Source organism: Paraburkholderia haematera (assembly GCF_905220975.1).
Lineage (GTDB): Bacteria > Pseudomonadota > Gammaproteobacteria > Burkholderiales > Burkholderiaceae > Paraburkholderia > Paraburkholderia haematera.
Genome location: NZ_CAJNBK010000002.1, coordinates 326,039 through 340,529 on the forward strand (window position 1 = coordinate 326,039; position 14,491 = coordinate 340,529).

Genomic DNA, 14,491 nt, shown 5'->3' on the forward strand with positions numbered 1-14,491 from the left:
CGATGCCGGCGCTATCCGCAACGCCGGCCGAGGCCTCAACGCAAGATCAATGCGCCGCGGCAGGCGTCATGCCGTTGTGCCGCAACAGGGCATCGATATTCGGCTCGCGGCCACGGAACGCCTTGAACGATTCCATTGCGGGACGGCTGCCGCCCACTTCCAGAATCTCCTTGCGATAACGCAGGCCGGTTGCCTGATCGAGCACGCTGCCGCTCGCGGCTTGCGCGGCTTCTTCGAACGCGGCATACGCATCGGCGGACAGCACTTCAGCCCACTTGTAGCTGTAGTAGCCCGCCGCGTAACCACCCGCGAAAATATGGCTGAACGTATTCGGCCAACGCGAGAACGGAGCTTGCGGAATCACGTGGAAACGCTCGTTGATCTCGCTCGCGAGTTCGGTCGCGTTCTTCGTGCCAGACGCATCGAAACCGGTGTGCAGTTGCATGTCGAACATCGAGAACACGATCTGGCGCAACGTGCCGAGACCGCTCTGGAAATTCTTCGCGGCGAGCATCTTGTCGAACAGATCGCGCGGCAGCGGCTTGGCGGTATCGACGTGCGAGGTCATGTCGCTCAACACGTCCCACTCCCAGCAGAAGTTCTCCATGAATTGCGACGGCAATTCAACCGCGTCCCACTCGACACCGTTGATGCCCGATACGCCCAGTTCATCGACGCGCGTGAGCATGTGATGCAGACCGTGACCGAACTCGTGGAACAGCGTGATCACTTCATCATGCGTGAAGCAGGCGGGCTTGCCGCCTACCGGTGCCGAGAAGTTGCAGGTCAGATACGCGACCGGCGTTTGCACGCGGCCGTGCGTGTGCTTGTGACGGCCACGCGCATCATCCATCCATGCGCCGCCGCGTTTGCCTTCGCGTGCATACAGATCGAGATAGAACTGGGCGACGAGGTCGCCGTCCTGATTCTCGACGCGGAAAAAGCGCACGTCGGGATGCCAGACGGCCGCTTCGTCGCGGCGGATGCGCACGCCGAACAGCGTTTCGGTGACCTTGAAGAGGCCCTTGAATACAACGTCTTCGGGGAAGTATTGTTTGACTTCGTTCTCGGAGAACGAATAGCGCTTCTGACGCAGACGTTCAGCGGCGAACGTCATGTCCCACGGCTGCAGGTCGGTCATGCCGAGTTCGCTCGCAGCGAATTCGCGCAGTTCTTTCCAGTCCTGTTCAGCATGCGGACGTGCGCGCGTGGCGAGGTCTTCGAGGAAGGCCATCACTTGCGCGGGCGACTCGGCCATCTTCGGCGCGAGCGAGACTTCGGCGAAGTTGTTGTAGCCGAGCATGTGCGCTTCTTCCGCGCGCAGTTTCAGCTGGTCGGCGAGTACCGCCGTATTGTCCCATTCCGGCTTGCCGTCGCCATATTGCGGACCGAGTTCTGAGGCGCGCGTCACATACGCACGGTAAATCGTTTCACGCATCGCGCGATTTTCCGAGTACTGCATGACCGGGAAATACGACGGGAAGTGCAGCGTGAACTTGTAGCCGGTCTTGCCTTCGCGTTCGGCCGCTTCCTTCGCGGCTTCGATCACGTCTTCGGGCAGGCCGGCCAGTTGTGCTTCATCGCCGGCTTCGACGAGATAGGCGTACGCGTTCGTCGCATCGAGCACGTGGTCCGAAAACGCTTTCGACAACCCCGCCTGACGTTCCTGCAATTCGGCGAAATGCGGCTTCTGGTCTTCGGGCAATTCCGCGCCCGACAGGCGGAAATCGCGCAGCGCATTGCCGAGGATCTTCTTTCGTTCGCCGGTCAGCGACGAGAAATCGCTGCTGGCGTGAATCGCTTTGTACTTCTCATACAGCGCGAGATTCTGGCCGACGCTCGACCAGAATTCGGTGACACGCGGCAGATTCTCGCCGTACACGGCGCGCAGTTCCGGCGTATCGGCCACGGCGTTCAGATGGCCGACCACGCTCCAGGCGCGCGACAGCGGTTCGGTGGCGCGCTCGACCGGTTCGACCACGTCGGCCCACGAAGCGGGCGTAATGGGCTGGGCGGCGCGCTCCACGGCGGCGGCTGCGTCGGCGAGCAGGACATCGAGGGCGGGCGTGACGTGTTCGGGGCGGATTTCGCCAAAGCGCGGCAGATCGGAGAAATCGAGGAGCGGATTGTCTTGATTCGAGGGGGTAGTGGACATAAGGCTTCCTGTCTGACGCGGGTGGACGGGTAATCGGTGCATCGACGGGCACGTGGCAACGCCCTGATGACACTCCATAGGGACATTATTGGGGCAGGGCGCGCCGATTCCAATCCGTCGCCAGACAAATTATCAGATGTCGCGTGACTGTGCGCGGGGGAGCGAATGCCGTAGGCGGTTCAGGCGGCGGGAATGCGCCGCTATACCACTCCCGCTGCGCCGTCTCGCTGGGCGCCGCGCTGTCATGGCATGTCGTGGAGCAGCCCGTGCTGATGGGGTGCCGGGGGCGCCTTGCGCGTCGGTCGACGCCGCTTGGCGCGGGTATGGCAGCAGGGGATCAGGTGGCGCGCTGAGGGCGCCGGTTGGCGTGATGCGTGATGCGTGACAGACAGGCATTGAAGCCGCGCATGCCGGCGAATCCGCTTCGCCGGCACACGTTCGCGTCTTTAAGCGTTTGCTGCCGCTTCGCGCTCGGCGGCTTCGATCGTGTTGACGAGCAGCATGGTAATGGTCATCGGACCGACACCGCCCGGCACTGGCGTGACGTAGCCGGCCACTTCCTTGACCCCCGCGAAATCGACATCGCCACACAGCTTGCCGGCTTCGTCGCGATTCATGCCGACGTCGATCACGGCTGAACCCGGCTTCACCATGTCCGCCGTGAGAATGTTGCGCAGGCCGGTGGCGGCGACAACGACGTCGGCGTTGCGCGTATGGGCGGCCAGATCGCGCGTCTTGCTATGGCAGATCGTGACCGTTGCGCCGGCTTCGAGCAGCAGCAGCGCCATCGGCTTGCCGACGATGTTCGAGCGGCCGATTACCACCGCGTTCGCGCCTTGCAACGGAATCTCATAGGCCGCCAGCATCTTCATCACGCCATACGGCGTACACGGACGGAACAACGGCCGGCCGGTCATCAGTGCGCCGGCATTGGCGACGTGAAAACCGTCCACGTCTTTTTCCGGGGCGATTGCCTCGATCACCTTGTGGCTGTCGATATGCGGCGGCAGCGGTAGTTGCACCAGAATGCCGTGAATGCGCGGGTCGCGATTCAGTTCGTCGATGCGCGCCAGCAGATCGGCTTCCGGCAGATCGGCCGGATAGCGGTCGAACGATGAACCAAGGCCGTTGTCATTGCAGGCCTTGACCTTGTTGCGCACGTAGACTTCGCTGGCCGGATTGTCACCGACCAGCACCACGGCGAGACCCGGCTGGTGGCCGCGAGCGGTGAGGGCTGCGGCACGTGTAGCGACATCGGCGCGCAGGGTCTTGGAAAGGGCTAGGCCGTCGATCAGTTTGGCAGTCATGGTCGGTCGAGATGGGCAGTTTGGAAAGCGGGGCAGGGCGCAGGCGCGCGTGTGCGGCACGTGCGATGGCGCTTTTCACTGGAAACGGGTCGGCACATGAAAAGCGCGCGGCGCGAATCAGGGATAAGCAGCGCTGCAAAGTGCGACATTATACCGGCGCGGCATGGCGAGCCACGCAGGGATTGCCGGCGTGCGGGAACACCGCGGATTCGCGGTGCCTGCGGCCGCCCATGCCCGCGTTGGCGGTGGGTTGCCTGGCTTGACACGTTGTGGGCGCCCGCGTGAACGTCGACACGGATGCCGTCGCCAGGCACCGGTGTAGGTCCAGAAATAAATCGGCCGCGGACGGGCTTGCGCGCCGCCGCGGCCATCGAGCACCTTCTGTCTTTACTGCTGTACCGCTTGCCAGCTATCGTCCGGGTTGAACGATTTAACGGCGGCTGCAGCGCGGGCGGTCTGCGGGCCCAGGTTCTTCTGATAGACCTGACCGTCCTGATTGACGATAAAACTCATCACGCCGGTCTTGCCATACTCGGCCGGCGAGGCGATCAGAGCGAACCCTTTGGTCAGCACGCCGTTCTCGACGTAGTTCTGCGCGCCACCTTTCGCGTGCGGACCTTGCGCGGTCAAGATCCGGTAGTGATAGCCGTGATAGGCCTCTTTCGGCAGCGTGCCATTGGGCATGGCGGCGGCGAGTGGCCCGAGCGGGCTTTCCGCTTCGCCTGGCGCCGTTGCCCAGTACAGGCCGTCATGCTGGCCTTCCGTACTGACAAAGCGCTGAGCGTAGTGCTGGGTCAGATTGTGATAATCGTTTTGCGCGTCGAGGTAGGCAAGCGAGGTGAGGATCGCAGCGTGTTCGTTGCGGCCGATGCGGCGTGTCAGCATCTCGTCCTGTGCGGCGGGCGGATCGAAGCGCCAGCCATGCGGGGCCTGCACGAGCGGAATCGGCAATGTCCAGCCACTGTCGCCGACCGCCAGATGCGCGGTGGCGCGCCCGTTGCTTTTCACGGGGTCCTCGACGATCTGGTGTCCTTTCGACCACGCGCCGAGGAACTCGTAGATGTCGTCCTGGCCGATTCCTTCGGAAGGAATGAAGCGATGAAAATCGTTGCCGAGCACGTGTTTAAGCGCACTTTCGTCGTTGCGGGCCAGGGCGTCGGCGAACGCATTGGCGGCTTCGTCGGCAGTGGGGTAGACCGTTTGCGCGTGTACGGCGGTTGCGCCGAGCAGCAGTACCGGCGCCACCAGCAGAGTGCCGGTTGTGCCGAGGGCGACGGCGAGTGTCAGAGCGCGGGCGCGCAACGCGCCGCGTGGAAATAAGCGAATCATTAGAGACTCCTCCTGATCGTTCAACGGTTGCGGCCAAGATGGCGCTCACCGCCGCCGCCACTACCACCACCACCCAGTTTGGCACCGCCACCGCCACCGCCACGCTGGGTGCCACCGCCGTTTGCAGCGAGACCGCCGCCCGTGCGTTGCTGGCCGCCTCCGTTGGCGCCGAAGCCGCCGCTGCGGGACGGGTTTGTAGCTGCATTGCGGCTTGCCTGGCCACGCTGCGTGTCCTGCCGCGCGGCATTGCCGTCGCCGGCGCCGCGTAATGCGTTGTCGCGATTGGTATTCTGCGCGCGGTTATGCAGATCGGTGTTCGCAGTGCCGCCCTGGTGAATGCCCTGCACGCGCTGGCTCGCGCTGCCGCTCATGTTCTGTCCGGTGCGGTTCTGCAAAGTCTGCTGCGCCTGCGAACGGGCAGCGTCGTCACGGCCGCGGTAGGCATCGCGCTGCGCGCCCCCGACGTTGTTGTTGACATTGCGATTGACGTTGGTGTTGCGATTGACGTTGGTGTTGCGGTTCCAGTTCGTCGTGCTGCTGTTCACGTTGAGCCGGTTGTTCACATTGATATTGTTGTACCGGTTCACGTTGATGTTGACATCATGCGTGTTCCAGTTGAAGCCGCCCCACAGTGAATTGGCAACGGCGACACCGGCGCCGAACGCCAGGCCGGTAACCAGACCGGTCGCGATCGCGTAACCGGGCGGCGGCGGGACATACACGGGCGGGTAGGCGGGATAGGGCCATGTACCGTAGACGACTGTCGGGTTATACGTCGGCACGTACACCACTTGCGGATTGGCCGGCACGATCTGGATCGTGCTTTGCTCGACCACGACCTTCTGCTGTGAACTCGTTTTCAGATTGCCGGCGGCCTGCGCCTGTTTGCGCAAGCGTTGCACGGAGTCCATCACATCGTTCGGCTGGGCCAGAAAGGCATTGCCGAGTTGCGAGACCCAGTCGGGTTTCGACGCCATCGTGGCGAGGACTTGCGGGAAGGCGACCAGTGATTGCACGCTCGGGTCCCACGTCTCGGACGCGACCGCCTTGACGGCGTCGTCGCCCTGCAGCTTCGAGTTCGCTTTCGACCATGCGGCCGCGGCCTGCACATCTTGCGGGAAGGTCGCGGCCATCAGCACCTGCGCGAGCAGTGCGTCGGGATAGAGCGCGACAGGCGCGGTCAGCGAATCGAGTTGCTGGTTCGATATCTTCGCGGCGCTTTGCGCATAGACCGCGCTCGGCGTGGCCAGACCGACGAAGAGTGGCGCGCCCGCAAGTGCGGCGCAAACAAGCAACACACGCGAACGGTGTGTTCCGGATTGTTTCACGATGAAATCCTCCCGGCTGTGTTAGACGCGTGAGATCGATGCGCAGCGCATGCTGCGTCGTTTCGGCGCGATGGAATGGAGAAGGAAGCGAGTAAAGACATGGGCCGGTTCAGTTTCGCCTGAACCGTTCGATATGACCGTTTCCTCAGCAACGCGGCCGAACAGGCTTAACTGCTTTGCATCACATGGCGGCGCCGCATACGACAACGACAGCACACTTGTCCTGCGTTCGTCGTGCATCAATGAGCCTGGCTGAGGAGTTCTGCGTAAATTAAGGGACGCAGCGAAACTTGTCAATCTTGTCAGGAGAAAGAAATTATTGCCGCGCGACATAAGCGCGTGATGAGTAATGCGTAATGATTGACGGATGCGTTGAGGCATACCGCATGCCGTTGTTGCGAAGCGGGGGCAGGGAGGAGGGGGCGGGCCGGACTTTTCGGCAGTCCGGCCGTTGAAACTCAGTCGCGGCCCGTGGGGTGTGCCGCGGTCCTTAAGTTTTATTGCGCCGGTTGCGGCTTGTTCGACAACGCGAGGCGCAGAAGATCGGCGACCGTGTTGACGTTGAGCTTTTCCATGATGTTCGCGCGGTGCGCTTCGACCGTCTTGATGCTGATGCCGAGGTCGTCGGCGATCTGCTTGTTCAGGCGGCCGGCGATGATGCGCTCGAGTACCTGGTGCTCACGGGCGGTCAGCTTGCCCAGGCGTTCGGCGGCGGCGCGTTGCTGCTGCACGCTGGTGCTTTCGCTGCGCGCCTTGTCGAGCATGCGCTCGACCAGCTTGCGCAGTTCGGCTTCGTCGAACGGTTTTTCGATGAAGTCCATGGCGCCTTTTTTCATCGTCGACACGGCCATCGGCACGTCGCCGTGGCCCGTCACGAAGATGATCGGCAGCGACGCGTTGTCGGCGATCAGGCGTTCCTGCAACTCGAGCCCGCTCATGCCGGACATCCGCACATCGAGAATCAGACAAGCGATCTGGCCCGGATGCGTATGCGGCTGCCATGCGTCGATGAACTGTTCGGCGCTGGAGAAGCATTGCACGCGGTAGCCGTTCGCCTCCAGCAGCCAGCGCAGCGAATCTCGCACGGCCTCGTCGTCGTCGACGACAAAGACTGTTTCCTGTGTGGTGACTGGGCTGTTCATAGCTCTCCCGTAACGGTTTGTGGTGTCGGCGCCTCTGACCCGCCGTTGCTCGGGCCGTCAGGCTCTCCAATAGGCAGACTGCAATGGAACGTGGCGCCTGTGATGTGGCCGTCGGATTCGACGTTGTTGACCACCCACAGACGGCCGCGGTGCGATTCGATAATCGAACGGCAAATGTTCAGCCCCATGCCCATACCGTCGGACTTGGTGCTGTAAAACGGTTCAAAAAGACGCTCGGCTGTCGCTTCGTCGACACCCGGTCCCTGGTCGACGACGCTGATGCAGACAAATCCGCTCTCCAGTCGCACGACCACGCGAATCACCGGGTCGACTGCATTCGGGCGCGCATCGTGCATCGCTTCGACGCCATTCTTGATCAGGTTCACCAGCACCTGCTCGATCAGCACTGGGTCGACGTAAATCACCGGCAGGCGCGAGCGCAGATCGGTCACGATACGGATCTTGCGCTTGCGCGCTTCGAGTTCGGCGAGACCCACGGCATCGGCGACGATATCGGCCACGCGTGTGGCCTGGCGTTTCGGCTCGCTGCGTTTCACGAATTCGCGAATCCGCTTGATGATCATGCCGGCTCGCACGGCCTGTTGAGCGGTTTTCTCGAGGACGGGCAGGAGATTGTCAGGCGTCGTCCGACCCGATTTAACCAGCGCAACCGTTCCGGAGCAATAGTTATTGATCGCGGCGAGCGGCTGATTCAGTTCGTGCGCGAGCGACGAGGCCATCTCGCCCATCGTCATCAGGCGGCTGGTGAACTGAAGCTTCTCGTCCTGCTGGCGCGAGAGTTCCTGAGCCTGCTTGCGGGTGGTGATGTCGGTCGCGATCTGCATCTGCGCGAGGTGGCCGTCTACCCACTGAATGTACTGGCGGCGCACTTCGAACCACTTCTGGATGCTCTGGACGTAGATTTCCTGCGCGTCGGCCGTGCTTTCGGTCAACGCGGCGGCGGGCAGGCCCGCGTAGGCATCCACCATATCGATCGAATCGGACGACGCCTGGGCGCTGTCGAACCCACCGCCGGCCAGTTCCAGATGACCGTCCGGGCGAATGCCGAACAGGTGGCGGTAGTAGCGGTTGGCGAACAGCAGTTCGGCTTCGTCGGCGGCTAGCACGGAGACCGCCGCATCGAGGCTTTCGAGGACGGTGGTGAAGCGCTCGTGTGCGGCGGCGAGTTCCTCGCGCGCGCGCTTCGGCTCGGTGATGTCGGTCATCGACGACATCCAGCCGGTCTGACGGCCCGAGCTGTCGATCAGCGGCGAGACATAAAGACGCGCATGGAACAGCGAACCGTCTTTGCGGCGCACCCGCAATTCGAAGCCCGAAGAGGGCGCCTTGCCGCGCAGCGTCATGTCGAGCTGGCGTTGCATCTCGGGATAGGCGTCTCGCGGCCAGTAAGCGAACGGCGCGTTCTTGCCGACCAGATCGCTTTCGTCCCAGCCGGTCATGCGGCAAAAGGCGGGATTGACGTGCGTGATGCGGCCGTGCATGTCGAGCACGCGCATACCGATCAGCACCGAATTTTCCATGGCGCGGCGGAAGAAGGCCTCAGCGTAGAGCGCCTGCTGCGCTTCGAAGCGTTGCCGCGTGTGTTTCCACAGGCTCCACAGACTCCACAGCACGAAGCACGAGAGGCCCGCCACCAGCCAGACCAGCGTGTTGTTGGTGAAGTTGGTCATCTGCGGGAACGCGTAGACGCGTACCGAGACGCCCTGGCCCGGCGGGTCGAGCGGCAGATCGTAGAACATGTCGCGCGGCAGGCGCGGCCGGGTCGACGTGGTGGTCAACTCGCGGTTGTTCACGTCGATGATCGAGATCTTGTATTTGGCCGACAACTCGGGCGGAATGTCGTGCTTCAGGATGCCTTCCACCGAGAACACGGCGGCAATCGTGCCGAGGAAGTCACGGTCCCGGTAGACCGGCGTCTGCAACGTAATGTAGCCGTTGCCGAGGTCGTCGTAGATCAGCGGCGAATACACCTGGCGGCGCGTATTGCGCGCCTCGTTGAAGGCGGCTTTGACGGCTTCGTCCATCTGCGCGTCATTCGGCTTGGCGAGGCGCTGGCCGAACACGGGCAGTGCGGTATTGGGCCAGCGGGGCTGCTGCAGGCTCGTGTACCAGTTCATGTAGAGGATTTCGGGATGCCCCTGCATGATGTCCGTGGTGGACACCTGGAATGAATGCGGATCGGCGTGGCCGGCGACGAGATCGCGGGCGAGGGCCTGAATCTGTTCCTGCGCGCCGGTCATGGACAGGCGGATCTGCTGCTGCGCCCACGCGACATTGCGGTAGAGCGTGTCTTCCTGCTGCTGCTGTTCGCGCCGGTTCAGGCTCCACAGAATCAGGCTCATGACGACCAGGAAAACCAGGATCGACAGCAGCGGCGTGAGCAAATAGGAGTTCGACCACCACGGTCCGTGGTGCCAGCGGGAGGACGGCGTCGAATCCGCCGGCGAACCAGCGGTGCGCGCCGAGCGAGCGAAAAGCCGTTCGGTCAACATGCGTGGCATTGTAGCGCAGCGAGTCGCTAGCAAATGGCGCAAAAAAGCGCTGAAAGAACCGTTATTCGGCGCAAACTAGCCGACGTATCCGTCGATCGGCAGTCAAATCAGGTTGCGCCGCAACAATTTTCCGCATTATGAGAATCGATCTCGTAATTCGAAAATTTTGTTGCGCGGACGTCGGGACCCCTTTTACAATCGGCCGAAGCTGCCGCGGTCGTGCTTCGTCCGCGTCGTCTGTTCAAAGAGCGTTCCTCTAAATCCAGGAGACGAGCATGTCCGCTGTACCCGACGAAGTCATGAAATATGTCGCTGCCGAAAAAGACGACGATCCCCAGGAAACCGGCGAATGGCTGGAAGCGCTGGATGGCGTGATTTCTGCTGTGGGCCCCGATCGCGCTCACTACCTCATCGAGAAACAGATCGAATTCGCCCGGGTACACGGCGAACATCTGCCGTTCTCTGCAAACACCCCCTACATCAATACGATTCCTGTGTCGCGTCAGGCGCCGATTCCCGGTGACCAGGACCTCGAGCACCGCATCCGCTCGTACACGCGCTGGAACGCCATTGCCATGGTGCTGCGCGCGGGCAAGGACACGAATGTCGGCGGTCACATCGCTTCGTTCGCGTCGGCTGCCACGCTGTACGACGTCGGCTACAACCATTTCTGGCACGCACCGTCGGCTGAACATGGCGGTGACCTCGTGTTCGTGCAGGGCCATTCGTCGCCGGGTGTGTACTCGCGCGCGTTCCTGCTCGGCCGTCTGAGCGAAAACCAGCTCGACAACTTCCGTCAGGAAGTGGGCGGCGAGGGCATCTCGTCGTATCCGCACCCGTGGCTGATGCCGGACTTCTGGCAATTCCCGACCGTCTCGATGGGCCTCGGCCCGATCATGGCGATCTACCAGGCGCGCTTCATGAAGTACATGCAGGCGCGCGGCATTGCGAAGACCGCAGGCCGCAAGGTCTGGGCTTTCCTTGGCGACGGCGAAACGGACGAACCGGAATCGCTCGGCGCAATCGGCATGGCCGGTCGCGAACGCCTCGACAACCTGGTGTTCGTGATCAACTGTAATCTGCAGCGCCTCGACGGCCCGGTGCGCGGTAACGGCAAGATCATCCAGGAACTCGAAAGCGAATTCCGCGGCGCCGGCTGGAACGTCATCAAGGTCGTCTGGGGCAGCCGCTGGGATGCGCTGTTCCAACGCGACAAGTCGGGCGCGCTGATGCGCCGGATGATGGAAGTGGTCGACGGCGAATATCAGACGTACAAGTCGGAGTCGGGCGCGTTTGTTCGCGAACACTTCTTCAATACGCCGGAACTGAAGGCACTGGTTGCCGACTGGTCCGACGAAGACGTGTGGAATCTGAATCGCGGCGGCCACGATCCGCACAAGATCTACGCGGCGTTCACCGAAGCCACGAATGCCCAGGGCCAGCCGACCGTCATTCTCGCGAAGACGATCAAGGGCTACGGCATGGGCGAAGCCGGCCAGGCGATGAACATCACGCACCAGCAGAAGAAGCTGCACGTGGACCAGCTGAAGAAATTCCGCGACCAGTTCCGTCTGCCGATCTCGGACGAAGATCTCGTCAACGTGCCGTACCTCAAGTTCGAAGAAGGTTCGAAGGAACTCGAGTACATGCGTGCCCGCCGTCAGGACCTCGGCGGTTATCTGCCGGCGCGTCGCCAGAAGGCCGAAGCGCTGCCGGTGCCGGCGCTGGACGCATTCGAGCCGCTGCTGAAGGGCACGGGCGAAGGCCGTGAGATCTCCACGACGATGGCGTTCGTGCGGATCCTGAACATCCTGCTGAAAGACAAGGCGCTCGGTAAGCGTATCGTGCCGATCGTGCCGGACGAGTCGCGTACCTTCGGTATGGAAGGCCTGTTCCGCCAGATCGGTATCTGGAATCAGGAAGGCCAGAAGTATGTGCCGGAAGATTCCGACCAGCTGATGTTCTATCGCGAATCGGAATCCGGTCAGATCCTGCAGGAAGGGATCAACGAAGCCGGCGGGATGTGTGACTGGATCGCAGCCGCGACGTCGTACTCGACGCACGGCGAGATCATGATTCCGTTCTACATCTTCTACTCGATGTTCGGCTTCCAGCGGATCGGCGATCTGGCATGGGCCGCGGGCGATATGCGTTCGCGCGGCTTCCTGCTGGGCGGCACTGCCGGCCGCACGACGCTGAACGGCGAAGGTCTGCAACACGAAGACGGCCACTCGCTGATGTGGGCGGCATCGGTGCCGAACTGCATCAGCTATGACCCGACGTTCGGTTACGAACTCGCGGTCATCATGCAGGACGGTCTGCGCCGCATGGTTGCTGACCAGGAAGACGTGTACTACTACATCACGGTGATGAACGAGAACTACGAGCACCCGGCGATTCCGCAGGGCGACTCGGTGGCGGCCGACATCATCAAGGGTATGTACGCCTTCCGCAAGGCTGAAGCCGACAAGAAGGCGCCGCGCGTTCAGCTGATGGGCGCGGGCACGATCTTCAACGAAGTGATTGCCGCCGCCGATCTGCTGAAGAACGACTGGGGCGTCGCTGCCGACCTCTGGAGCGTGCCGAGCTTCACCGAGCTCGCTCGCGAAGGCCACGAAGTGCAGCGCTGGAACCTGCTGCACCCAACGGAAGAGAAGAAGCTCTCGCACGTCGAGAAGCTGCTGAAGGACGCACAAGGTCCGGTCATCGCTTCGACCGACTACGTGCGCGCGCTGACCGAGCAGATCCGCGCGTTCGTGCCGCAGAAGTTCGTCGTGCTGGGCACGGATGGCTACGGCCGTTCGGACACGCGTGAAAAGCTGCGCCACTTCTTCGAAGTCGACCGCTTCTGGGTCACGGTTGCCGCGTTGAATGCACTGGCAGATGAAGGCACGATCGAACGCAAGGTCGTCGCCGAGGCGCTCAAGAAGTACAACCTTGATCCCGCCAAACCCAACCCGATGACCGTCTAAGGCATCATTCCCCGTGTGCCACGGCGTGCGCGCCTGCCCTGATCGACAGGGCGGGTCGCGTGCGCGGCCCAGGAGACACTAACAATGAGTCAAGCGATCGAAATCAAGGTGCCGGACATCGGCGATTACAAGGACATTCCTGTGATCGAGGTGCTGGTGAAGGCGGGTGATACCGTCGAGAAAGAGCAATCGCTCGTTACGCTGGAATCCGACAAGGCGACCATGGATGTGCCGAGCTCGGCCGCCGGTGTCGTCAAGGAAGTGAAGGTCAAGGTGGGCGACAACGTGTCGGAAGGCTCGCTGATCGTCGTGCTGGATGGTGCGGGTGCTGCCGCGCCGGCTCCGGCGCCTGCTGCTGCCCCGGCTCCCGCGCCCGCTGCTGCGCCGGCGCCTGCCGCCGGTGGTGGTGGCGGTCTGCAAGAAGTCAAAGTGCCGGATATCGGCGACTACAAAGACATTCCCGTGATTGAAGTCGCGGTGAAGGTCGGCGATCGCGTCGAGAAAGAGCAGTCGCTCGTGACGCTCGAATCCGACAAGGCGACCATGGACGTGCCGAGCTCGGCCGCCGGCGTCGTCAAGGAAGTGAAGGTCAAGGTCGGCGACAACGTGTCGGAAGGCTCGCTGATCGTCGTGCTGGAAACCGACGGCGGTGCTGCGGCTTCGGCGCCTGCGGCAAAACCGGCTGCGCTCGAGAAGCCGTCGGATGCACCGGCTGCGCCGTCGCCCGCTCCGGCTTCGCCGTCAGCGCTGGCGCAAGCGCCGCTGATCCCGGCCGGCGAAGGTGGTGCGCGGCGTGCAAGCCATGCGTCGCCGTCGGTGCGCAAGTTCGCGCGCGAACTCGGCGTCGACGTCGTGCAGGTGCAGGGCACGGGTCCGAAGGGTCGTATTACGCAAGCCGACGTGACCGCGTTCATCAAGGGCGTGATGACGGGCCAGCGTGCTGCGCCGGCAGGTGCCGCACCGGCTGCCGCGGGCGGCGGCGAGTTGAATCTGCTGCCGTGGCCGAAGGTCGACTTCACCAAGTTCGGACCGGTCGATCCGAAGCCGCTGTCGCGCATCAAGAAGATATCGGGCGCGAATCTGCATCGCAACTGGGTCATGATTCCGCACGTCACGAACAACGACGAAGCGGACATCACCGATCTCGAAGCGCTGCGCGTGCAGTTGAACAAGGAAAACGAAAAGGCCGGCGTGAAGATCACGATGCTGGCGTTCGTGATCAAGGCGGTGGTGTCGGCCTTGAAGCAGTTCCCGACGTTCAATGCCAGCCTCGACGGCGACAACCTGGTGTTCAAGCAGTACTTCCATATCGGTTTTGCTGCCGATACGCCGAATGGCCTGGTCGTTCCGGTGATTCGCGATGCGGACAAGAAGGGTTTGATCGATATCGCGAAGGAAATGGCCGAGCTGTCGAAGGCTGCGCGTGATGGCAAGCTGAAGCCGGATCAGATGCAGGGTGGCTGCTTCTCGATTTCCTCCCTGGGTGGGATTGGCGGGACTAACTTCACGCCGATTATCAATGCGCCTGAAGTCGCCATTCTCGGGCTGTCGCGTGGCGCGATGAAGCCGGTTTGGGATGGTAAGCAGTTTGTGCCGCGGTTGACTCTGCCGCTGTCGTTGTCGTATGACCATCGGGTGATTGATGGGGCTGCGGCGGCGCGGTTCAATGCGTATCTGGGTGCGATTCTTGCCGATTTTCGGCGTGTGATTCTTTGATAGTGGGTTGAGGTTTTTTGCTGGCGGCG

The 14,491-nt window shown here is 62.5% G+C and carries 9 protein-coding genes; 2 read left to right on the forward strand and 7 right to left on the reverse strand.

Annotation, left to right across the window (positions count from 1 at the left end; translation table 11 throughout):
• Positions 1-46: 46 nt before the first annotated feature.
• The 7 genes from KHO23_RS05835 to fixL form a co-directional block, all read right to left on the reverse strand.
• A complete protein-coding gene (locus tag KHO23_RS05835) occupies positions 47-2,155 on the reverse strand; it encodes a M3 family metallopeptidase (RefSeq protein WP_211610087.1) in 2,109 nt (702 codons plus the stop codon).
• Positions 2,156-2,601: 446 nt separating this feature from the next.
• On the reverse strand, positions 2,602-3,462 hold the full coding sequence (folD, locus tag KHO23_RS05840) for a bifunctional methylenetetrahydrofolate dehydrogenase/methenyltetrahydrofolate cyclohydrolase FolD (protein WP_211610088.1): 861 nt from the start codon (positions 3,460-3,462) through the stop codon (positions 2,602-2,604).
• 387 nt (positions 3,463-3,849) lie between these two features.
• Complete coding sequence (locus tag KHO23_RS05845) at positions 3,850-4,791, reverse strand: DUF2950 domain-containing protein (protein WP_211610089.1); 942 nt, start codon at positions 4,789-4,791, stop codon at positions 3,850-3,852.
• A 20-nt stretch (positions 4,792-4,811) separates the two neighbouring features.
• Entirely contained in the window at positions 4,812-6,119 is a 1,308-nt protein-coding gene (locus KHO23_RS05850; RefSeq protein WP_211610090.1) for a DUF3300 domain-containing protein, read from the reverse strand.
• Between the two features lie 21 nt (positions 6,120-6,140).
• The gene (locus KHO23_RS05855; protein WP_211610091.1) at positions 6,141-6,359 is read right to left on the reverse strand and encodes a hypothetical protein; all 219 of its coding nucleotides are present in this window, start codon (positions 6,357-6,359) and stop codon (positions 6,141-6,143) included.
• 257 nt (positions 6,360-6,616) lie between these two features.
• Positions 6,617-7,261 (reverse strand): oxygen response regulator transcription factor FixJ, encoded by a 645-nt coding sequence (gene fixJ, locus KHO23_RS05860; RefSeq protein WP_011488992.1) that lies wholly within the window; start codon positions 7,259-7,261, stop codon positions 6,617-6,619.
• Complete coding sequence (gene fixL / locus KHO23_RS05865; RefSeq protein WP_211610092.1) at positions 7,258-9,774, reverse strand: oxygen sensor histidine kinase FixL; 2,517 nt, start codon at positions 9,772-9,774, stop codon at positions 7,258-7,260. The genes fixJ and fixL overlap by 4 nt, the downstream gene beginning before the upstream one ends.
• 275 nt (positions 9,775-10,049) lie before the next feature.
• On the opposite strand from fixL, the gene aceE reads away from it, so the two are divergent.
• Both aceE and aceF read left to right on the forward strand, forming a co-directional pair.
• On the forward strand, positions 10,050-12,746 hold the full coding sequence (aceE, locus tag KHO23_RS05870; RefSeq protein WP_211610093.1) for a pyruvate dehydrogenase (acetyl-transferring), homodimeric type: 2,697 nt from the start codon (positions 10,050-10,052) through the stop codon (positions 12,744-12,746).
• An 84-nt stretch (positions 12,747-12,830) separates the two neighbouring features.
• Entirely contained in the window at positions 12,831-14,462 is a 1,632-nt protein-coding gene (aceF, locus tag KHO23_RS05875) for a dihydrolipoyllysine-residue acetyltransferase (RefSeq protein ID WP_211610094.1), read from the forward strand.
• Positions 14,463-14,491 lie beyond the last annotated feature (29 nt).